The 21,190-nt window shown below is 37.9% G+C and carries 22 protein-coding genes and 3 pseudogenes; 10 read left to right on the plus strand and 15 right to left on the minus strand.

Going from position 1 to position 21,190, the window contains the following annotated elements:
• Positions 1-28 precede the first annotated feature (28 nt).
• The 3 genes and pseudogenes from WG932_RS26430 to WG932_RS26440 all read left to right on the plus strand — a co-directional run bounded on the left by WG932_RS26430 (position 29) and on the right by WG932_RS26440 (position 4,199).
• Entirely contained in the window at positions 29-1,675 is a 1,647-nt protein-coding gene (locus WG932_RS26430) for a sulfatase family protein (protein WP_483085918.1), read from the plus strand.
• Between the two features lie 59 nt (positions 1,676-1,734).
• A complete protein-coding gene (locus WG932_RS26435; protein ID WP_483085919.1) occupies positions 1,735-2,751 on the plus strand; it encodes a zinc-binding alcohol dehydrogenase family protein in 1,017 nt (338 codons plus the stop codon).
• Positions 2,752-3,210: 459 nt separating this feature from the next.
• Positions 3,211-4,199: pseudogene (locus tag WG932_RS26440) on the plus strand (bile acid:sodium symporter family protein).
• Between the two features lie 128 nt (positions 4,200-4,327).
• On the opposite strand, the gene WG932_RS26445 reads toward WG932_RS26440, so the two are convergent.
• From WG932_RS26445 to WG932_RS26500, 12 genes and pseudogenes are all read right to left on the minus strand, one after another.
• Positions 4,328-5,128, minus strand: a complete 801-nt coding sequence (locus WG932_RS26445; protein ID WP_014020719.1) for a queuosine precursor transporter — start codon at positions 5,126-5,128, stop codon at positions 4,328-4,330.
• Between the two features lie 127 nt (positions 5,129-5,255).
• On the minus strand, positions 5,256-6,095 hold the full coding sequence (locus tag WG932_RS26450; RefSeq protein ID WP_483085920.1) for a ribonuclease Z: 840 nt from the start codon (positions 6,093-6,095) through the stop codon (positions 5,256-5,258).
• A complete protein-coding gene (locus WG932_RS26455) occupies positions 6,064-6,447 on the minus strand; it encodes an STAS domain-containing protein (RefSeq protein ID WP_014020721.1) in 384 nt (127 codons plus the stop codon). The genes WG932_RS26450 and WG932_RS26455 overlap by 32 nt, the downstream gene beginning before the upstream one ends.
• A 122-nt stretch (positions 6,448-6,569) precedes the next feature.
• Positions 6,570-7,505: a phosphoribosylaminoimidazolesuccinocarboxamide synthase gene (locus WG932_RS26460; protein WP_339676037.1), complete on the minus strand. Its 936-nt coding sequence runs from the start codon at positions 7,503-7,505 to the stop codon at positions 6,570-6,572.
• Between the two features lie 133 nt (positions 7,506-7,638).
• Positions 7,639-7,902 (minus strand): toxin-antitoxin system YwqK family antitoxin, encoded by a 264-nt coding sequence (locus WG932_RS26465; RefSeq protein ID WP_483085921.1) that lies wholly within the window; start codon positions 7,900-7,902, stop codon positions 7,639-7,641.
• Between the two features lie 35 nt (positions 7,903-7,937).
• Positions 7,938-8,438 (minus strand): toxin-antitoxin system YwqK family antitoxin, encoded by a 501-nt coding sequence (locus WG932_RS26470; protein ID WP_483085922.1) that lies wholly within the window; start codon positions 8,436-8,438, stop codon positions 7,938-7,940.
• 22 nt (positions 8,439-8,460) lie between these two features.
• Positions 8,461-9,660 (minus strand): annotated as a pseudogene (locus tag WG932_RS26475) (acetyl-CoA C-acyltransferase).
• Positions 9,661-9,674: 14 nt separating this feature from the next.
• Positions 9,675-10,310 carry a hypothetical protein gene (locus WG932_RS26480; RefSeq protein WP_014020725.1) on the minus strand — a complete coding sequence of 212 codons (636 nt, stop codon included), beginning with the start codon at positions 10,308-10,310 and terminating at the stop codon, positions 9,675-9,677.
• Positions 10,294-10,608, minus strand: a complete 315-nt coding sequence (locus WG932_RS26485; RefSeq protein ID WP_483085923.1) for a hypothetical protein — start codon at positions 10,606-10,608, stop codon at positions 10,294-10,296. The genes WG932_RS26480 and WG932_RS26485 overlap by 17 nt, the downstream gene beginning before the upstream one ends.
• Entirely contained in the window at positions 10,577-10,945 is a 369-nt protein-coding gene (locus WG932_RS26490; RefSeq protein ID WP_483085924.1) for a tetratricopeptide repeat protein, read from the minus strand. The genes WG932_RS26485 and WG932_RS26490 overlap by 32 nt, the downstream gene beginning before the upstream one ends.
• 23 nt (positions 10,946-10,968) lie before the next feature.
• Complete coding sequence (locus tag WG932_RS26495; RefSeq protein WP_483085925.1) at positions 10,969-11,148, minus strand: hypothetical protein; 180 nt, start codon at positions 11,146-11,148, stop codon at positions 10,969-10,971.
• Positions 11,145-11,795: a vWA domain-containing protein gene (locus tag WG932_RS26500; protein ID WP_483085926.1), complete on the minus strand. Its 651-nt coding sequence runs from the start codon at positions 11,793-11,795 to the stop codon at positions 11,145-11,147. Before WG932_RS26500 ends, WG932_RS26495 begins: the two co-directional genes overlap by 4 nt.
• 657 nt (positions 11,796-12,452) lie before the next feature.
• Between WG932_RS26500 and WG932_RS26505 the strand changes: the two genes are divergently transcribed.
• Both WG932_RS26505 and WG932_RS26510 read left to right on the plus strand, forming a co-directional pair.
• A complete protein-coding gene (locus WG932_RS26505) occupies positions 12,453-14,786 on the plus strand; it encodes a TonB-dependent receptor (protein ID WP_483085927.1) in 2,334 nt (777 codons plus the stop codon).
• Between the two features lie 59 nt (positions 14,787-14,845).
• Positions 14,846-15,625, plus strand: a complete 780-nt coding sequence (locus WG932_RS26510) for a DUF4249 family protein (protein ID WP_483085928.1) — start codon at positions 14,846-14,848, stop codon at positions 15,623-15,625.
• A gap of 129 nt (positions 15,626-15,754) precedes the next feature.
• Here WG932_RS26510 and WG932_RS26515 read toward each other — a convergent pair whose 3' ends face one another.
• From WG932_RS26515 to WG932_RS26525, 3 genes are read right to left on the minus strand one after another with little or no spacing between them, the layout of a single operon-like run.
• Positions 15,755-16,180, minus strand: coding sequence for a Rossmann-fold NAD(P)-binding domain-containing protein (locus WG932_RS26515; RefSeq protein ID WP_483085929.1), 426 nt, complete (start codon positions 16,178-16,180; stop codon positions 15,755-15,757).
• Positions 16,181-16,191: 11 nt separating this feature from the next.
• On the minus strand, positions 16,192-16,374 hold the full coding sequence (locus WG932_RS26520) for a hypothetical protein (RefSeq protein WP_483085930.1): 183 nt from the start codon (positions 16,372-16,374) through the stop codon (positions 16,192-16,194).
• Positions 16,361-16,528, minus strand: coding sequence for a hypothetical protein (locus tag WG932_RS26525; protein ID WP_483085931.1), 168 nt, complete (start codon positions 16,526-16,528; stop codon positions 16,361-16,363). The genes WG932_RS26520 and WG932_RS26525 overlap by 14 nt, the downstream gene beginning before the upstream one ends.
• A 283-nt stretch (positions 16,529-16,811) precedes the next feature.
• Between WG932_RS26525 and WG932_RS26530 the strand changes: the two genes are divergently transcribed.
• From WG932_RS26530 to fucP, 5 genes and pseudogenes are all read left to right on the plus strand, one after another.
• Entirely contained in the window at positions 16,812-17,396 is a 585-nt protein-coding gene (locus tag WG932_RS26530) for a 1-acyl-sn-glycerol-3-phosphate acyltransferase (RefSeq protein ID WP_483085932.1), read from the plus strand.
• 49 nt (positions 17,397-17,445) lie between these two features.
• Positions 17,446-17,529 (plus strand): hypothetical protein, encoded by an 84-nt coding sequence (locus WG932_RS26535; RefSeq protein WP_483088725.1) that lies wholly within the window; start codon positions 17,446-17,448, stop codon positions 17,527-17,529.
• Positions 17,530-17,635: 106 nt separating this feature from the next.
• Positions 17,636-18,587: pseudogene (glsB, locus tag WG932_RS26540) on the plus strand (glycine N(alpha)-acyltransferase GlsB).
• Between the two features lie 30 nt (positions 18,588-18,617).
• Positions 18,618-19,652, plus strand: a complete 1,035-nt coding sequence (locus WG932_RS26545; protein WP_483085933.1) for an aldo/keto reductase — start codon at positions 18,618-18,620, stop codon at positions 19,650-19,652.
• A 24-nt stretch (positions 19,653-19,676) separates the two neighbouring features.
• Complete coding sequence (fucP, locus tag WG932_RS26550) at positions 19,677-20,975, plus strand: L-fucose:H+ symporter permease (RefSeq protein ID WP_014020734.1); 1,299 nt, start codon at positions 19,677-19,679, stop codon at positions 20,973-20,975.
• The last annotated feature ends 215 nt before the right edge of the window (positions 20,976-21,190 follow it).

The raw sequence follows: 21,190 nt of genomic DNA on the forward strand, positions 1-21,190 counted from the left end.
TATCTACTTTCTTAATTCATTATGGCTAATGCTGCTTTTGTTATCCTGCGCAAAAGAAAACAAGAACAATAGCCTGCCCCAAGAGAGTGCCAAGCCGAATATAATTTACATCATGGCTGATGATCACACAAGTCAGGCATTTGGTGTGTATGGTAGTCGATTGGCAAGCTTAAACCCTACACCTACCTTGGATAGCCTTGCCAAATCGGGTATGATATTTGACAATTGTTTCGTTAATAATTCCATTTGTGTACCTAGTAGGGCTGCAGTCTTAACAGGTCAACGGGCCCAAACTAATGGTGTGATTGATCTGGAGGGCAGTCTTGCCCCTGAAAAACAATACTTGCCTATGGAATTAAAAAAACTTGGCTACCAAACAGCCATTATAGGGAAATGGCACCTGAAGGAAGAGCCTGCATCATTTGACTATTATAAAGTTCTCGATCAGCAAGGGACTTATTTTGATCCGACTTTTCGGGTACAAGGAGAGGAACCATGGCCTTCCAATGAAGTTCAATATGAAGGCCATTCTTCCGACGTTATCACAGACCAAGTAATTGATTGGTTAGAAAAAGGAAAAGAAGCGGATAAGCCATTCTTCCTCATGTATCATTTCAAAGCACCTCATGATGACTTTGAAAATGCCCCTAGGTATGAGGATTATTTGGAAGAGATTTTTATTCCTGAACCGGAAAGTTTATATGACATGGCCAACCATGGTTCGGTGGCGACAAGGGGTGAAGGGGATAGTTTGACCAGATACATAGGCTCTTCGGTTTCACATAGGAATTTGATAAGAAATCAGGCCATGAATATTTGGCCGGGGCCCAATTATAAAAACTATAGAAATGCAGAGGATATTTTACCCAGTGAATTGGTGAAATGGGAAATGGATGAGGAAGAAAAGGATTATACTTCAAAGGTCTACCAGAGCTATTTGAAAAAATACCTTCGCTGTGTCAAGGGAATAGATGACAATATGAAACGCTTTATGGCTTATTTAAAAGAAAATGGCTTGTTAGAAAACACAATTATTGTTTATACCAGTGATCAAGGTTTTATGCTTGGGGAACACGATTATATAGACAAACGTTGGATGTATGAAGAATCCCTAAGGATGCCATTTTTTATTAGTTATCCTGAAAAAATTCGAGCAAATACCAGAACAAATGCGATAATAAATAATACAGATTTTGCTCCAACGCTAATAGAAATGGCAGGTGGTGAAAAGCCTGAATATATGCAAGGCAAAAGTTTCAAGGTAATACTAGAAACAAATGAAGAACCTGAAGATTGGCAAAAATCAACTTATTACCGGTATTGGATGCATTTGGCTCATCGGCACGGAAACCCGGCACATTTTGGTGTGAGGACTAAGCGTTATAAATTGATTTTTTATTATGGTAAATACTGGGTAGATACTGATGACCCGAAGGCGGAATGGAATAATGCCAGCTGGGGGAATGATTTTACCACCCATACCCCTGTAGCCTGGGAGTTTTATGATTTAGAAAAAGACCCTCGTGAAATGAATAATCTTTACGGCGATCCAGCATATTCCGATACCATTGCTGAATTGAAAAAAGAGTTGAAAAAATTGAGGGAGGATCTAAATGAAACTGATAAAGATTACCCTCATATCCAAAAGGTAATTGACGCGCATTGGAATGATTAGGCTTTTTAATAGCTGATTCCATTATAAGTGAACTGTTAATAATATAAAGAGGAAAGAAGATGAAGGCCATAGGATTTAGAAGATCTCTCCCCATTACTGAAGAAGAAAGTTTTATTGCATTTGACGCTACCAAACCCAGCCCATCGGGTTTTGATATATTGGTAGAGCTTGCGGCAGTATCTGTGAATCCGGTTGATTTTAAGGTCAGACAGAATACCGCAAAAGACCGTATTCTAGACAGCCCAAAGATCATAGGTTATGATGGCGTAGGAACCGTGGTGGAGGTAGGGGAAAAGGTAAGTCATTTTGAGGTTGGAGATGAAGTGTTTTACGCAGGAGATATCAGTAGGAGTGGAAGCAATGCAATGTATCAGTTGATTGATGAGCGAATTGTAGGCACAAAGCCCAAAACCTTGTCAGCAGCTGAAGCAGTGGCACTACCATTGACCGGATTGACTGCCTGGGAGTTCATATTTGACAGAATGAAAGTGGACCCGAATACAGATAAAGGGAAGTCTATACTTATACTTGCAGGTGCCGGAGGTGTAGGCTCAATTGCCATTCAAATTGCAAAACAGGTTGCGGGGCTTACCGTCATTGCTACTGCTTCGCGTGAGGAGACTGGACGCTGGTGCAAATCTATGGGAGCTGACCATGTGGTAAATCACCATGACTTAAAAGCAAGTTTATTGCAGGCCGGTTACAAGGAAGTTGATTATGTACTCGATTGTGTGGACATCAACGGATATTGGGAAACGCTAGTAGATATCGTCAAGCCTCAAGGGCACATTGTTACCATTACAGGCAGTGATAAACCACTAAACCTGATGTTGCTTAAAAATAAAAGTGTAAGCTTCTCTTGGGAATATATGTTTACGCGTTCCCTATATACGACCTCAGATATTTTAAAACAACAGCAAATTCTTAATAAGTTGGCTGAGTTAATTGATCGGGGGATAATAAAAACTACATTGAATACTATTTTTAATGGGTTTACTGTAGATAATTTTAAAAAGGCACACCAGCTCCAAGAGTCAGGGAAATCTATAGGTAAGACAGTTGTGGTATTCAAATAAGGTTATTTTGTTGGATTCTTTACTATCTGTTTGTCATCAAGCTTTTCTATTTAATTTCTGAATTTAGAATTTATGGGGAAAACGCCAAGTAGGTAGGAGATGTACTATTACTACTACTAAATTTTCTATTGTTTAATCCGGATTGGACAATAGGATTTCTCCGCCTTGACAATAGTCAAGGGTGAAGCCAATTCTGTACTTACGGGAAGTGTTGCAATTGCAAGAAAATCAGGTCGTTTAGAGATTATGGTGAAATCGAAAGCAGTAACGAATTGTTTTATTTTGAAGCGATTCCAGTAAGTAATTGTCTATTGGATGTTTCGGATTTAAGAAACAGTATAGGAATGGAATTTGATCTACAATTATCCTTACTAAATTTTTACTTTTGGAACAGGTACATTTAAACTTGGTACATTTTGCTTAATTTGCGGAGACTTAAATTTGCAATATTGTATAGGCATGACTTCATTTAAAACCCAGCTGGCTAAAGCCGGGATTAATAATTTTTCTTTTTTATTGCTAGGTACCATTTTATTGGCTTACCTATTTCCTGACTGGGGAGAAGCTAGGGGTGCCTTAAGTATAGATAAGTTGACCTATTACGGGGTGTCTCTGATCTTTTTCTTTTATGGCGTGAAGATTAGTCCTGCCACTTTAAAGTTGGGTTTGTCCAATTGGCGGTTACATCTGCTTATTCAAGGCACAACTTTTATAATTTTTCCTTTGCTGATATTAATACTTTATGGGCTTTTCGGTATGGAGGAAAATTTGTTTTGGCTAGGCACCTTTTATTTGGCTGCCTTACCTTCCACTGTCTCTTCATCCGTCGTAATGGTCTCGATTGCAGGAGGGAATCTTCCTGCAGCAATATTTAATGCCAGTATATCCAGTATTGTAGGTATATTGATTACTCCCTTATGGATGGGGTTTTTTCTAGTGCCGAGAATGCCGATTTTGAAGTTATGAATACCATTTGGACATTGGTGCAACAAATTTTTATTCCTGTGGTATTGGGGTTTTTGTTTCACGGGTGGCTTTTTATTTTAGTGCAGAAGTACGGGAAACTACTTAAAAACTTTGATCAATTTGTGATCCTATTGATCGTGTTCTCAGCATTTTCTCATTCATTTGGCAACAACATGTTTGAAGGACAAAATATTTTAGGCTTAGGCTTATGGATGTTGCTCTTGTTTGTTTTTATGGCTCTAGGAATGTATCTATTGGGGAGGTTGCTTTCATTCAATAGGGCTGACAAGATTACTGTCTTATTTTGTGGATCTAAAAAATCATTGGTACAAGGAGCGGTCATGGGTAAGATTTTATTTCCTGACCCTACTATTTTTGGGGTAGTATTGTTGCCGTTGATGTTGTACCATACCCTACAACTTATTCTAGGCAGCGCTTTGGCAGAGAAGCTGGCGATTCTACCTCCTAAAGATCAGGATTAATCCAAAAGAGCTATCTGTTTGCTATTTATGCTGAGAATTGTTAAACCCATTTGCTAGTCTATTTATTGAATAATCATTCTCAAGGGTTCGATGAGGGTTAAGGACAAGCGAAATGAAATTTTTTTCCCTTAAGTAAAAGATTGATCACCTGAAGCTTCAGCGGTTAATCTTTCAGCAATTTCTTTACCCAGGTATCGATCAATTAATCCATGCCCGGCATACAGCACAGGTGTTAACACCACGGCTACAGAAAATTTATAAACGTAATTGATTATTCCTACCGCTATTATTTGCTGTAAAGACCAATTCCCAAACACATAAAATGCGATACCAAGCACAACAAAAGAGTCGATAAATTGAGAAACTAAGGTAGAACCTGTAGCCCTTAGCCAAATCATTTTTGCACCTGTAATGCGTCTTAATTTCTGAAAAATATAGACATCAAGTAACTGGCCTATTAAAAAGGCTACAAGGGAACCAATAATAATCCCTAATCCTTGTCTGAAAATAGTGTTAAAGGCGTAATCAATATTAAAAGGATTTCCCTGATTGTCCACTTGATTTACCTCGAGCCAGAAATTAGCCGGTGGAAGTTTGGTGACAAGGGAAATGACTATAAAAACATAGGCAATAAGTCCTGCTGTAATAAAACTGATTTTCCGCACCCCTTTTTTACCGAAATATTCATTGATAATGTCAGTGGTAATAAAAACCACCGGCCAGATTACTGCCCCGGCAGTGAGGTTGAAATCCAATATGTACTCATTAAAGAAGGTCCAATTTGCAGGAGTTAAACCTATGGTTTGCTCTCCGGAAAAAATTTTAACCCCTATAATTTCTGCTAAAATTGCATTGGTGAGAAAGACACCTCCTAGAATTATAAATAAATTCGTCTTTTTGGATTGATAAACTTTCTCGTTGATGTTCATATTTATTTGATAGAATAAGTACAGCCTTCGACACTCAATGTGCTTTCATCAAATATTTCTTTGGCTTCTTTCAGCAGTAAGTCTAATTTGGAATACCTACTTGAATAATGCCCCAATAGCAATTGCTTCACCTCTGCCTCCTTGGCAATAATTGCGGCTTCTTTGGCGGTACTATGTTTGGTGACTTTTGCCCGTTTTTTTTCATCCTCCATAAAGGTGAGGTAGACTCATGGTAGAGAAAATCTGATCCTTTGATGTGAGGAATCAAGTCTAAATTAAATACGGTATCGGAACAGTAACTGTACTTTCTTGGAGAAGATACTTCACAGAAATCATCTGCTTTATACAGCACATTGCCTGTTTTGTCCATAACATCTTTTCCGGCTTGCAGGGTGTGGATCTCCTCTACCTCAGGCCGAAATTTTGCCATCATCTCTTTATTGAGGTGTACCCTTTGTTTCTTTTCTTCAAAACTAAATCCTGTGCAAGGTATTCTGTGCTCCAGAGGAAAAGAGTAAATGGTCAGGTCTCGGATTTCCACTAATTTATTCTTTCCCTGCGGAACAGTTGGATGAAAAATTAAAGGAAAGTTCAGCGTGCTGGCAGAGTACTTTAGCTGAATTGTGATAATTTCATCAAGTCCCTTAGGTCCATATAGGTGCAAGGGCAGCTTTCTGTTGTTGAGACTATAAGTATTGATCAATCCCATCAATCCCAAATAATGGTCACCATGCAGATGGGAAATGAAAATATGATTGATTTTTGAGTATTTTATTTTAAATCTTCGAAGTTGAAGTTGTGTTGATTCTCCACAATCAATCAAAAAAGATTCACCATCCCAGGAAATCAATTGAGATGTTTGGTTTCTTCCGTGTGCTGGAATGGCTGAATTGGAACCTAGAATGGTGATATTAAAATCCAAAGGCTTGTAGGGGTTATTCTTCTTCCTCGTCTTTCTCGCTTCCACTTTCTATTTCATGAATGAATATAGCTTCTGCAGCTGCCTCATTATCATCCACTACTTTAAAAACTTTATCCAGCATAGAAATTTTCAATAATTTAATGACATGTTCTTGGAGGGAGGACAATACAAAAATGCCACCTACTTCGTTAAAAGCCCTATTCCCAACCAGAAGTGCACTTAAGCCACTAGAGTCAGCATATTTTACACTTTCCATATCCAGAATTAAGTTTTTGTACCCTTCAGCATGAACGGTAAGCAATTCAGATTTTAATTGAGGAGAAAGTGTACTGTCAAGCTTTTCTTCCAATAAGGTGAAAACAACAAATTGTTCTTTTTTATCTACAGCGTATTTCATTATTCTTTATGTGTTTACCTATTTTGAACATAAGTGAAAGAAAAATGTTCCACTCATGTGATTTTTTAGATACAGATTTAAAATTAGTTCAAAAACTGATGGAGCCAAAGTGATCCAAACAATTAAATATTTGCTAATATAGCTTCTTTTATTCTTTTTGAGGCGTCTTTACTATTTGCCGCCTGGAAGGTTTTGCCTGTTATATGCTCATATAATTCAATGTACCTATTGGAAATGGATTCAATGATTTCAGGAGTCATTTCAGGGATCGTTTGCCCCTCCTTGCCCTGAAAGCCATTTTCGATCAGCCATTGCCTTACAAACTCTTTTGACAATTGCTTCTGTTCAAGACCTTCTTGTTGACGTTTTTCATAGCCATCCAGATAAAAATACCTTGAAGAGTCAGGGGTGTGAATCTCATCGATAAGAAGGATTTTGTCTTCAAATTTCCCAAACTCATATTTTGTGTCCACCAGTATCAAACCTTTGCTTCTGGCCATTTCACTCCCCGACTGGTACAATTCTCGGGTATATTGTTCCAGTTGCAAGTAATCTTTTTCGCTGACAATTCCTTGACTTAAAATGTTTTCTCTAGAAATATCCTCGTCATGGCCTTGATCAGCTTTGGTGGTTGGGGTAATGATCGGTGTTGGTAGTTGATCATTTTCCTTTAATCCATCAGGAAGAGCTACCCCACAAATACTTCTTTTTCCGGCTTTATACTCTCTCCATGCATGACCTGCCAGGTAACCCCGAATTACCATTTCAACTTTAAACGGAATACATTTTTTTCCAATGGTGACATTGGGATCAGGTGTAGAGGTGACCCAGTTGGGAACAATCTCTGCCGTAGATGCTAGAAAATATGAGGCAATTTGGTTAAGGACTTGCCCTTTATAGGGTATAGGTTTTGGTAATACCACATCAAAGGCTGATATCCTGTCAGTAGCAACTACTGCAATTACTTGATCAAATATATAGACATCTCTTACTTTTCCTTTATAAAAGTCTAGCTGTCCCGGAAACTCGAATTGTGTATTTTTTATTCCTTGGTTCATTGTGCCTTTGATTTTAAACACAAAAATAGAAAATTATCTGATGCTTGTTCTAAATTTTCAATGTTCCTGAAAATCTCTGTAATAATTTGTAAACGACAGGCTTCCTTAACATAGTAATTTAAATGAAAAAGCCTTATCTACTTTCCTCCTTACCCTCCTTATATGTTTTTTCTTTGGTAATGTTTCCGGATTCGTCCATCCAAATAAATTTACCATGCTTTAAACCACGCTTATAATTGCCTTCGATAGCAATTTTTCCATTGGGATGGTAGTTAACAAACTGCCCGTGTTTGATCCCATTTTGATAATTTATTTCCGTTTCTTTGACACCCTCTGGTAAATAGGTGATCGAAAGTCCTTGTAAACTTCCATTTCGGTAATTTTTTTCATGGATCAATTGACCTGTGGAATCGAATTCGGATTGAATTCCATCTAAAACACCATTTTTAAATCTTTGGTGCTCATGAATGGATCCATTTTCAAAATAAACAATATTAGGTCCATGAGGCTTTCCTTTTTCAAAAAAGTCTTGCTCTTTAATTTGCCGGATGGAAAATAACTTATTATTTCCCCTTCAATTCGACCCTCTTGGTAGGAAGCCATTTGAGATACCATTCCATTGGGATAGTAAGATTTAGCATTGCCGTGTGGTTGGTTGTTCTTATAGGGGGTGGTTTTTAGCGTATCTTGACTAATAGGATGCAAATCATAAAATATCCCTGAAAGATTGCCATTTTCATACTGTCCTACTTGAATTAGATGGCCTTGTGGATCATACAACATATAAGAGCCATTAGGCACTCCTTCAGTGGTTTCAAACTTTTCCTTAATGATGGTTTCTCCTGCATCGTAATAGGTTGTGTGAACTTGAGCGTACGATTTACCGGAGATAAAAGTAATTAGGAGCAGGATGTAAAAAATAAGCAGTCTCATTTATCTCCAATTTTATTGTGCTCTATAAAATATTTATTGCCTGTGTTTTTTCTATCACGATAGCTGAAGCTCCACCACCACCGTTGCATATCCCTGCAACACCTAAATTACCATCCTCTTGATGCAAAATAGATAAAAGAGTAGTGATGATTCTACTTCCTGAGCAGCCCAAAGGGTGTCCCAATGCCACGGCTCCTCCGTAAACATTCAATTTATTTTCAGGGATTTGTAGCAATTGCTGATTTGCCAATGCAACCGCTGAAAAAGCTTCATTAATTTCAAAAAAATCAATGTCGTTTAAATTTGAGACCCGCAATTTTCAAAGCTTTAGGAATGGCCAGTGATGGAGCTGTGGTAAACCACAAAGGCTCCCTTGCAGCATCTGCAAAAGCTGTAATTTTTCCAACAACAGGAAGGTTTAGAGATAAAGCAGTTTTCTTCTCAACAAGTAATAAAGCGGAAGCACCATCACTTATATTTGATGCATTGGCAGCGGTAACAGTTCCTTCAGGCAAAAAACCGGTCTTAATTGAGGGATTTTTTCATAATTCACCTTGCTTAAATCTTCGTCTTCAGATACAGTATATGTGCTATTTCCCTTACTTGGTAATGTTATGGGGATTACCTCGTTTTTAAACAAGCCTTTTTCCCACGCTCGAGCTGCCAATTGATAACTTCTAATAGCATATTCATCCTGCGCTTCACGGCTTAATTTCATTTTGTTGGCAGTGTTTTCAGCACAATTCCCCATAGGGAAGTCATGATAAACTTCCTGTAAGCCATCTTTCTGCAGCCCGTCCACCAAGGTTGCATCTCCGTATTTATACCCAAAGCGGGCTTTAGGTAGGTAATAGGGGACATTGCTCATGCTTTCCATTCCACCGGCGATCACCAAATTGGCTTGCCCGCACATAATTGCTTGGGCACCTAGCATGACCGCCTTCATACCAGAAGCACATACTTTGTTAATTGTGGTACAAGGGATTGAAGAGGGGAGCCCTGCTTTTATTGCAGCTTGCCTTGCCGGGGCTTGACCTAGGTTAGCAGAAAGCACATTTCCCATCAATACCTCATCTATCACTTCGAAATTTTGTAATCCACTCTTCTCCAATACAGATTTGATCGCAATACAGCCCAACTCACTAGCTGAAAGTGAAGATAGCTTTCCCCCAAATCCACCGATGGGAGTTCTTGCAGCTGCTACGATATATACCTCTTTCATTTGTCTGAAGTAGTTTAATAATCCGGAAGACCTCTTTTTGGTTGTTGAGTAGGTTTCTTTTTGTTTTGCTGAATATACCGGAGTTCATTGCTGTTCATGGCGTCAAGAATCTGAGCTGCCTGTTCCGGTGTAATATTCATTTGTTCTAGTCTTTGCTTCAGTTCTTCCATGGCTTTTTCTCGCTCACTTAGGTCGCTTTCCATGTCGCTTTGCTCGTCAGAATTTTCATTCTCTTCCGATTGTTCACCACGCTTTTCATCCATTTCATCCGACTCATCAGCACCATCTTCTTCAGTTTGTTCTTCACCTTCTCCACTTTCTTGGTCTTGACTTTCTTGATCCTGTTGTTCTTGCTGATCTTGCTCTTGTTCCTGCTGCTCTTGGTTTTGCTCGTCTTGATTTTCTTGATCTTGTTTCTCCTGATCTTCTTGGTCATTCTTGAGTTTTTCCCACAGCGCATTTAACTTGGCATCATTAGGGTATTTTTCAAGGCCTTCAGCCAGTAATTGGCTGGTTCCCTGGATGTCATCATTGACATATTGTTTCGCAGCTTTATTGAAGTAATCGGCTTGAGACTGGGCCTTTCCGAGGAAAGGGATCATTGCGATTACAAAAAGGGCGATCAGTTGATATTTATTGATTGATTTCATTGATATCCTTTAAGTGATCCATAAACTTTTGGTAGGAAGCTACTGTTTCGTCGATTTCCAAGGCACTTTCCATCGTTTTCATTGCCTCTTCAAACTCAAATCTATCTACCAACTCATCAGCTTGTGCCTTCATCCTTTTCGCATAATTGGATGGTTCGGGTTTGTCTTCCTGCTCTTGATTTTCTTCGTTTTCCTGGTTTTCTTCATTCCCTTCCAGCCACCTACTTAATAACTCGTAATTATAACGGGCTTTTTCATTTCCGGGATCATTTAATAAAGCTTTTTTGAATAAGGCCAAGGCCTCTTTGTATTTTTTCATTTCCTAGCATTACCCCTTGTTGGTTGGATGCAAAAGATGAGATTGTACCAATTGTATTATTGGATAGCTCCTCATACGTTTTCTTTGCATCTTCTTCCTGCCCATTGCTTTGATAACTTAAAGCCAGATTGAATTTAATTTCCGGTTGGTTCATTCCATGCTCATCAATTAATGCAAGGTGCTCTCTCACTGAATTCTCAAAGTCTGCCTCTTTAAAAGCATTTGCTGCCCTAGTGATTGCCTCATTTGTAATCGCTATGTTTTTCCAGTCACTCGGCAATAATAGTAAAATCCATAGTATGTATCTGGAAACCATTGTTTTAATTGTTTTCTGTTAAATTAAAAGGATAATGTTCTGACAGGGAGTATGGCATCTACAATGGCTAGAAATAATGCTGCCAAAAGGAAGTAGAAATATTTGTTTGAGGAAGCCTCAACAGTTCTACTTGCCATAACGGTGCCTTCTAATTTTAAGATGGCATCGATCAATTGAGGAATATCATTTTGATCACTGCTCAATTCAAAATACCCCCTCCGGTATCATTGGCGATTTTTTTTAAATTGTCTGAAGTTAGTTTGGAAATAGCAGGTCTATTGGTTGATTGGTCTATTACCACACCACTACCACGCGGAATCGTACTTCCATTAGCCGTTCCTATTCCCATGCTGAAAACTTTAATTCCGTCTGAATTTAAATCGTTTAGGGTTTCTTCCAGACCTTCTCCAAAATCTTCACCATCACTTATTAAAATTATGGCTTTCGATTTGGGCTCTTGACTTTCATCTGATTGAAACTTGCTGAAAGCGAGTTTTAGCGGAGCAGCTATATCAGTCCCGGAATTTGGAACCAACCCGCTGTTTAAACCATCTAGGTGCAATTGTATCACATTTTGATCGAAAGTTAAGGGGCATTGGATAAAAGCCTCCGAGGAAAATATGATGATTCCCAATCTGTCTGAACTGAAGTTTTTCACCAAATTTTTTAATTCAAATTTTACCCGTTGTAGTCTGCTGGGGTTAATATCCTCCGCATTCATAGATCTGGAAAGGTCTATGGCAAGAAATATATCTTTTCCTTCTTGTTTAATCTCCTTCATTGCACTACCAATGGAAGGTCCTGCCAAAGCGATTAGAAATAAGGAAAAATACAAACTCCGTAAAATCATTTTCCATACCAATCGCCGCTTTTTAACAGTGATTTTTTGATTGATTTTCCAAAATCGGTATAGGTATAACCCATATAGCAAAATGAATATTGCTATCAGAGTTATCATTAAACTATTGTCAGGATATGCCCAAATCATAAGTTGAAATTAATCATAATAACTTAAAACGGAATGAATGAAGATGAATTATTGATTTTTGGCAAAATTTTCGTGCCATTGGCTTTTTACTAGGGTAGAAACATCAGGTCTCACTTGCTGATTTTGAGGTTGAAATGTTATTAAACAATTAAAATTTCATGTAATACATTAATTAATCGATCACAAACTTAACAATTTTGTGGAGATACCGTTAATTCAATGGTTCTTATACCTATGTTTATTGCAATAGAATTCCCGGTAAATTTGGGCTTGGGGTAATAATCCTGCAAAATCAGGTTGTTTGAATGCTAATCTTTTCTGCCTAAACAGTAGTAACATTAGCGTTTAATCTTTTCTGATATTTTGTTAAATTTCAGTTTTTCAAATCCATAAAGTGTTCAATTTCTCGACTATCCTCTTATTAATCTCCCAGTATATAATGAACCTTTTCTCCACGCTATCTTTAAGCCAATTATTCGTTATTTTTTTACTGTAAATTTATTCAGCGCCTATGAATCAATGGCTCAAGGCCCTGCCAACGTGGAAGGGCAGGTATTTGACAGTGGGTCAGGAGAGCCATTATTAGGTGCCACTGTGTTCTGGACAAGCCAGCCTACAAGAGGTACGATAACTGATGAAAATGGTTTTTTCTCTCTTGAGATTGACTCACTTCCTAATGTGCTAAACATACGATTTTTAGGTTATGAACCAATTAGCAGGCCAGTCAATGAGAAGGCTGAGTTCAAGTCCAATAAATTTTTCCTCAGTCCTGAAGAGATGAATTTGTCTGAAGTAGTAGTTTCTGAGCGTAAGCAAGACTATAATGTGAAAAGCACTGCCATTGGGAAAAACGAAATTTCAGGAGCCGAGTTAAAAAGAATTCCCGCGCTTTTTGGAGAGGTGGATTTATTAAGAAGTATTCAGCTTCTGCCGGGCGTTAATACTGCAGGAGAAGGAACTACCGGTTTATTTGTCAGGGGAGGTTCTTCCGATCAAAATTTGATACAAATAGATGGTGCGCCAATTTACAATCCTTCTCATTTCTTTGGTTTCTTCTCTGTTTTTAATCCGGATGCTATCAGCGACGTGGCATTGTATAAAGGAAATATTCCTGCCAATTTTGGTGGAAGAGCATCTTCTCTAGTCGATATTTCTTTGAGAGAAGGGAACACCCAAAAATTAAAGGGAGAAGGAGGAATAGGGAGTATCAGTTCTAGGATCACCTTGGACGGACCTTTATTTTCGGAAGATGCCTCATTTCTGGTATCAGCCAGAAGAACCTATGCTGACGTTTTTTTGGGTTTTTCCTCTAACGAATCTATAAGGGAAAATCAATTGTACTTTTATGACCTAAGCGGCAAATTAATGTGGCGCAATGGTGAGAAGGATAAATTTACTTTCTCAACTTACTACGGCAGTGATTTCCTAGGATTATCAGAGCAGTTTGGTTTGGGATGGAACAATTGGATTAATTCATTCAATTGGGATAGACAAATTAATGAACGAATGTTTTTGGATGTAACGGCATATTATAGTTTTTATAAATATAAAATTACCGTTACTGATGAAGACAATGGGTTTGATTGGTCGAATTATTTTTCAGAAAGTGGAGGCAAAGCTACTTTTAACTATGTTCCCAATGAAAATATTGATCTTAAGTTCGGACTCCACAGTCAGCTTTATTATTTTGCTCGTGTAGACCTGGAATTTGCCGATTCAGAAAACTTAGAGCCTTTTGAATCAAGCACAAGGGTTGGGTTTCAAAATAGTTTTTTTATTGCCGGAAATGCTGAATTAACAAATAATCTGAGTGTAGAGGCAGGCCTTAGGTGGTCTGCTTATCAGCAAATTGGGGATGGGGTAAATTACCTTTATGAAAATGATGATCCAACAATAGACGGAGTGGTGTCCGATACCTTGAATTACAGTTTTGGAGAAAGGATGAAATTTTATGAGGGCCTTGAGCCAAGACTTGCCCTTAGGTATCTTATTTCTGATGATTTGGCCTTAAAAGGAAGTTTTAACCGTAATTTCCAATACATTCAGGTGGCCTCCAATTCTTCTGCCGGCCTGCCCATAGACCGATGGATTCCTGCTGGCAAATACATTGATCCTATACGTAGCGATCAAGTTTCAGTAGGAGTTTTTAAAAACCTATATGACAATAAGTGGGAGCTTTCTTTGGAAGGTTATTACCGGGATTTTAGAAATATCATAGACCTCAAGCAAGATGCCAATGTGCTGTTTAAAGACAATGTGGAGACAGAGATATTGGCTGGTGATGGTTGGGCATATGGACTGGAATTTTTGTTAAGGAAAAATATTGGAAAAACGACAGGTTGGCTGAGTTATACTTGGTCAAGGGTTTACAGACAAATTGAAGGAATCAATCAAGGCCTTCCCTATAATCCTCGTTTTGATAGACCTCACGATTTGAGCTTGGTTCTTACGCATGAGCTTTCAGATCGTCTTTCCTTATCCGGTACTTTTCTGTACACCACAGGAGTTGCAGTTACCTTTCCTGTGGGGTCTTATGTTGTTGATAACCAAAGAATACCATTGTATGATGCTTATAGGAACAATAGCCGTTTCCCGGATTACCATAGAATGGACTTATCATTGACGCTCAAGAATAAGGATAAAGGTCGATGGTGGAAAGGAAGTTGGAATTTCAGTATATATAACCTTTATGGACGGAAAAATCCATTTTCTTACGAGTTTAGGGATATAGAAAACAACGATATTAATTTTGATTCCGGTGAGGGAATAGCTGTCACCTCTCAAAGACCCGGTGTGGTAATGACTTATTTGTTTGGAATATTGCCTTCAGTAACATACAATTTTAACTTTTAGGAAATGAAAAAATTGGAATCATAATTGGCCTAATTTCTCTTCTGTCCTGTCAGGAGGAAGTGCAACTAGATTTAGGGAATGTTTCAAAAAAGCCGGTAATTGAGGCTGTCTGGACTAATGAAGTTACGGAGAACTATGTGAAAATTTCTTATACAAGAGACTATTTCGATACCTTGGCCAATGAATTGGTTGAAAATGCTTCCGTAAGTATCATAGACAATGCTTCCGGAACCTTGGTGGATTTCATGTTTGAAGATGAACTGGGATACTATACTCCTTTACACGGGCAAACAGCAATTCCAGGACACAGTTATACACTAAAAGTAATTTTGGATGAAAATGAATATACTAGTGAAGGCCTTACCCAAGAGCCTCCCATTTTAGACAGCATTACATATGTTTTTGAGGAGGAAAGCTTTTTCTCAGATGAAGGATATTACTTGACAGTTTATGGCAAGATTCCCTTTGAAGAAGGTAATTTTTACCGTTTATTACTTACTAAAAATGACACACTATTGAACGGTAGAGATGATTATTTTCTTTTTGATGATACCTTTGGGACCAATGTGTTGGACAACGGGTTTAAGCTCAATGGATTTGCGTTTGAGGAAAACGATAAAGTAAAACTACAATTGATACGGTTGAATGAAAATGCATATGATTATTTAAATCAATTCGTTTCATTACTCTTTAATGATGGGGGACTTTTTAGCCCTCCTCCGGAAAATCCTGAATCGAATATTCAAGCAATTAACGGAGAAGATCAGGTTTTGGGATACTTTATGACAGGGTCAATTATCTCAAAAACAATAAAGATAGAGGCGCTCGAATCCGAGTAAGGCTTGGCTAATGTAGTTTATTAAAGGTGTGCTTATTGGTTTTTCTAAATCTGAGTAGACCTTTATTAGCTTACTTTTCACTCAAATATGGTTCTATTTGTTTTAAACTGTACGCCCAAAGTAGATCCCTTAGCTTTTTGAAGAAGCATCCTTTGAGGCTTTAGCCAATTTCCTTTTTTTGAAATACCCTCCATTGCTTTTGGGGTCCAATTGGTGTGTAGCTAGGTGTATTCCGGTTTGCGCTCCTTCCTTGGGGCTAATCATAAAAGGTTTTGCCAGATAAAGCAAAAACTTAAAAATCCCCTTGCTTTGTGTGCCAAAATTGGTGTTGACCACCCCGGGGTGTAAAGCATAGGCCTCAATTTTTTTAGCATTGAATTTTTCTGCCAGAGACTTTGTAAAGAGCAAATTGTATAGTTTCACATTTGCATAAGCCTTAAAGGAAGAAAAATCATTTTTTAGTTCTAGGTCTTCCTCATTTACCTTAGCCGCTCTATGTGCTTCTGAGCTGACACTAATAATCTTCCCACCCTTGTCGGAAGTTAGAAGAGGCATGGTAAGGTAAGTTAGTAGAAAGTGGCCCAGATGGTTGACAAAAAAGTAAGCTCGTGCCCTTCTGTAGTAATGGTTTTATCAGGAAAAATCCCTCCGGCATTGTTGATGAGGACATCCAAATGAGTGGTTTTTTGAGATAAAGTTGTCGCTGTTTTTGCCACGGAGCTAAGGTCAGAAAGATCACAATAAATCACACTGATTTTTCTTGATGCGAGGGTAGTGATTGAATAAGGTCTCTTGCTTTTTTTCGTCTCTTACCAAAAGAAACATTTGTTCACACAATGGTGCTAGGGCTTTCACTTTTTCTGTCCCTATTCCTGAGGTGGCTCCTGTGATTGCGATTTTCATAGACATGCTTTTAGCTAATTTGGGAAGTTGGTAGTGTTGAAAAGTTCAAGGTTTAATTAAGGACAATTTAATGGTAATTAAAAGTGCGGGATAGAAAATTCAAGGGTTAGAATGGTGAATCAATTGAAACTGATAAATTAATTTCTGTATTTTTGTTGTACCTTATATTCAAAAAAGCACCGATTCAAAAAGCTTACACCAAATTTAAAGTTTACTGGTCTGTACATCAGTTGAATATCAGCCTAGAAGGGCATGGGGCATCCATTCATTAAAATTATTTGAAGTGACAAAGAAAAAATTCGTTGAGATAGAGAAAGTAATAGGGAATAAAAATCCAAGTTTATTGAAGTGGATTCCCGGATTTTTGCTCTCCTATATCAAAAGAATTGCTCATGAGACAGAAGTCAATGAGATAATGGAAAAACATGCCGAATTGAAGGAATTGGCTTTTGTAAATGCCTTGATTGAGGAATTCGGAATGGAAATAGAAGTTAAGAATGAATCCAATATTCCCATAACCGGAAATGTTATCTTTGCTTCTAACCATCCATTAGGTGGCTTGGACGGTATTGTTCTGATGCATGTTCTTGGCAAATTCAGAAAGGATCTGAGGTTTTTAGTTAATGATGTTTTGATGAACATTCCTAATTTCGGAAAGTTGTTTGTTCCCGTAAATAAACATGGAGGTCATGGCAAGAGAGGCGTAGAGAAGATAGAAGCTACTTATGCAGCAGAAAATGGAGTCATTATCTTTCCGGCAGGGTTGGTTTCCAGAAAACAAGAGGATAGCATCAAAGATTTGGAATGGAAAAAAGCTTCATCAACAAAGCAAAGAAGTATAAAAAAGATGTTGTTCCAATCTATATAGAAGGTAGAAATTCATCTTTTTTTATAATTTGGCCAATCTTAGAAAAAAGTTGGGAGTTAAGGCCAATGTTGAAATGTTTTATTTGGCAGACGAAATGTTTGGTCAAAAAACAAAAAAATTGTTGTCCATATAGGAAAACCGATTTCTTACAAGTATTTTGATGCTTCTAAAACGGATAGATATTGGGCAGAGGAGGTTAAAAAAATAGTATACAATATTGTCCAGAACAAGTAGGATTTATGCAAGACATTATCAACCCGATTGAAAGGGATGCCATAAAAAATGAATTGACACCCGATCGATTTTTAAGATATGTAAATAATGGGGAAAATGAAATATATTTGGTTAATCAACATAATGCGCCAAATGTATTGAAAGAAATTGGGCGATTGCGTGAGATATCTTTTCGAGCTGCCGGAGGTGGTACAGGATTGCCCTTGGATATAGATGAAAATGATACTTGCGAAAAATGCTATGATCAATTGATCGCTTGGAATCCCTTAGATGAAGAGATCATCGCAGGTTATAGGTTGATAAAATGTTCGGATGCAGGCTATACCAAAGAAGGTTCAGTAAATCTTTCTACAGCCCATCTTTTTAATTTTTCAGATTCATTTATCAAGGATTACCTTCCTTTTACCATTGAACTGGGAAGGTCTTTTGTTCAGCCTAAATACCAACCAAGTGTGGACAATAGGAGAGGGATTTTTCTTTGGATAATTTATGGGATGGTTTGGGAGCGGTTGTAATGATTAACCCGGATGTCAAATACTTATTCGGAAAAGTAACCATGTATCCCCATTACAACGCTGAGGCCAGAGATTTATTGATTTACTTTATGAATCATTATTTCCCTGACAATGATAAATTAATTGTGCCAATAACTTCATTGGATTATAAAACTGACGAAAGCAATTTTAAGGGTACCTTTGATGGTTTGTCTTATAAAGAGGGGTATAAAGTGCTTAATTCCAAGGTGCGAAATTTAGGAGAAAATATCCCTCCGTTGATCAATACGTACATGAACCTTTCTTCCACCATGAAAACCTTTGGAACTGCCATGAATTATGAGTTTGGTGCTGTGGAAGAAACAGGAATACTCATTACTATATCCGATATATACGAGTCAAAAAACACAGACACCTAGAAACTTTTGCCAGAGACAGGCATTATGCAATGAAAAATAAATAAAAGAATGCTTTTCCTAGATCTTCGTTTGAAATGAATACAAGGCCATTTGGTAAAACAGGCTTAGAGTTTCCATCAATCATTTTTGGGAGTAGTGCTCTAGGGAACCTCTTTAAATCCTATACTAAAGCAGAAAAGAAGCAAATTTTAAAAGAAGCTTTTAAACAAACCCACCCATTTACGGTATTTGATACTGCCGGTAAATATGGAGCCGGGTTGGCTTTAGAAGTGTTGGGTGAATTTTTGATAGAAGAAGGTATACCTAAGGAGAATGTCATAATCACCAATAAACTTGGCTGGACCAGAATACCCCTTACCACACCGGAGCCCCTCTTTGAGCCTAATATTTGGAAAGGGATAGAAAATGACGCTGTTCAAAAGATTAGTTATGAAGGAATTCTTGAATGTTTCGAGAAAGACAATGCCCTTTTGCAAGGGCATGTGCCACAACTCATATCCCTTCATGATCCGGATGAGTATTTAGATAAAGCCAATTCTGAGGAAGAGCGGGAGGCCTTATGGAAAGATGTCTTGGGAGCGTTCACCGCAATGAAGGAGTTAAAAGATCAAGGCAAAGTGAAGGGTGTTGGAGTAGGAGCAAAGGATTGGAAAATTATCAAAGCAATTTATCAGCGTGTTCCTTTAGACTATGTAATGATTGCCAATAGTCTTTCCCTGATAAACCATCCACCTGAATTAATGAAATTTGTTGACTTGTTAAGAAAAGATGAAGTAGGAATAATCCTAGCAGCCATTTTTCAGTCCGGCTTTTTAACAGGGGAAGATTTTTTTGATTACAAAAGGTTAGATCCTGATGATGCTGAAGATCAAAAAAAGATTCAATGGAGAAAAAAGTTTTTTGAGGTCTGCAAAGCTTATGGTGTAGATCCCTTTCATGCTTGCATTCAATTCTCTTTAATGATCCCCGGTGTAACAAGCATAGCCCTTAGTGTAAATCAACCAGCATTGGTAAAGAAAAATTTGATTGCCTCAGAATCTTCATTGCCTGAAGGGTTTTGGCAGGAATTAAAAGATAAATCCTTAATTTCGGGTTTTCCTAATGTTTAAGAAACAAAATAATCTAAATCACCAATGAGTCAAACTATAAACCCAGCGAAGGCAGAATTAATCTCCAAGAAGAATTTTTGGCCCTTCCTTTTGCTTACAGGATTGTTTATGTTGTGGGGAGTTGCCCATAATATGACAGACACCCTATTGGCGGCCTTTAAGAGAATCATGAGCATGACTGATTTTCAAACCTCTTGGATTCAGTTGGCATTCTATGGGTCCTATTTTTGCTTGGCATTGCCGGCAGCTATATTTATTAGAAAGTACACCTATAAATCAGGTATTCTTTTAGGTTTAGGGCTTTTTGCCTTAGGATCCCTTTTGTTTTATCCTGCGGGAATGATGATGTCTTACGGGTTTTTCCTGCTTGCTTTATATGTACTTGCCGGCGGACTTTCTATATTGGAAACAGCTGCCAATCCTTATATTTTGGTGATTGGACCTCCTGAAACAGCCACTCAAAGACTTAATTTAGCCCAGTCCTTTAATCCTATTGGTTCCGTAATTGGGGTTTTTTTAAGTAAGGTATTTATCCTTTCCAAACTCAATACAGCAGAAGCTACAGACCGAACCAATATGGCACCTGAAGAATTGGAAGCCATTCAGGCTGACGAACTGGCAGGGGTTGTTAGTACTTATGTTGGTGTGGCCTTATTTCTTATAGTGGTATGGTTTATTATTAGGGCTGTTAAGATGCCGGCTGCTTCTGAAGAAACAGAAAAAGATGGGATAATTGGTGGCTTTAAAAGATTACTAAAAAACAAGAACTATGTGAGAGGGGTAATGGCGCAATTTTTTTATGTAGGAGCTCAGATTGGCGTTTGGTCTTTTACCATCAGGTATGTTATGGCGGAACTGAATGTTATGGAAAGCGGAGCCTCAGATTATTATTTAATTTCTTTGGTGCTTTTTGCCGCTAGTCGTTTTCTATTCACCTTTTTAATGAGGTTTTTTAAGCCTTCAATATTATTGGCACTTTCCTCACTTCTAGCTATACTATTAAGTTTTGTGGTGATTTACGGAAGTGGAATGATGGCTGTGATTGCATTGGTTATGATATCTGTCTGCATGTCACTCATGTTTCCAACGATATATGGTTTGGCCGCTGAAGGATTAGGTAATGATACCAAACTTGGTGGCTCAGGCTTGATCATGGCGATTTTGGGAGGGGCGTTAATCACGGCTGTTCAAGGTCAGGTATCTGACATCAGTGGTAGTATTGGACTTTCTTATTATGTGCCCATGGTTTGTTTTGGGGTAGTAATGTATTTTGGACTTTCCCATTATTTCCAAGACTCCGGAAAAAAGACTACAGCAGCTTAATTCTTATGGGTAAGGTCATATCGTATCACTCCAGACCTTTTTGATAGTGTTTTAAAAAGATACAAAAAGTATAAAAAAGCTCCATACTAATTACTTAGCATGGAGCTTTTTTATGGGGTCGGTAATCTCTGTACTGGAAGAATTATTCAATCAATAGACTTAGGAATTGAAGACCTATTGAATATATTCACCTCAATGCTGGCTGAATAATTCTC

This window comes from Cyclobacterium sp. SOCE241 (assembly GCF_056867545.1).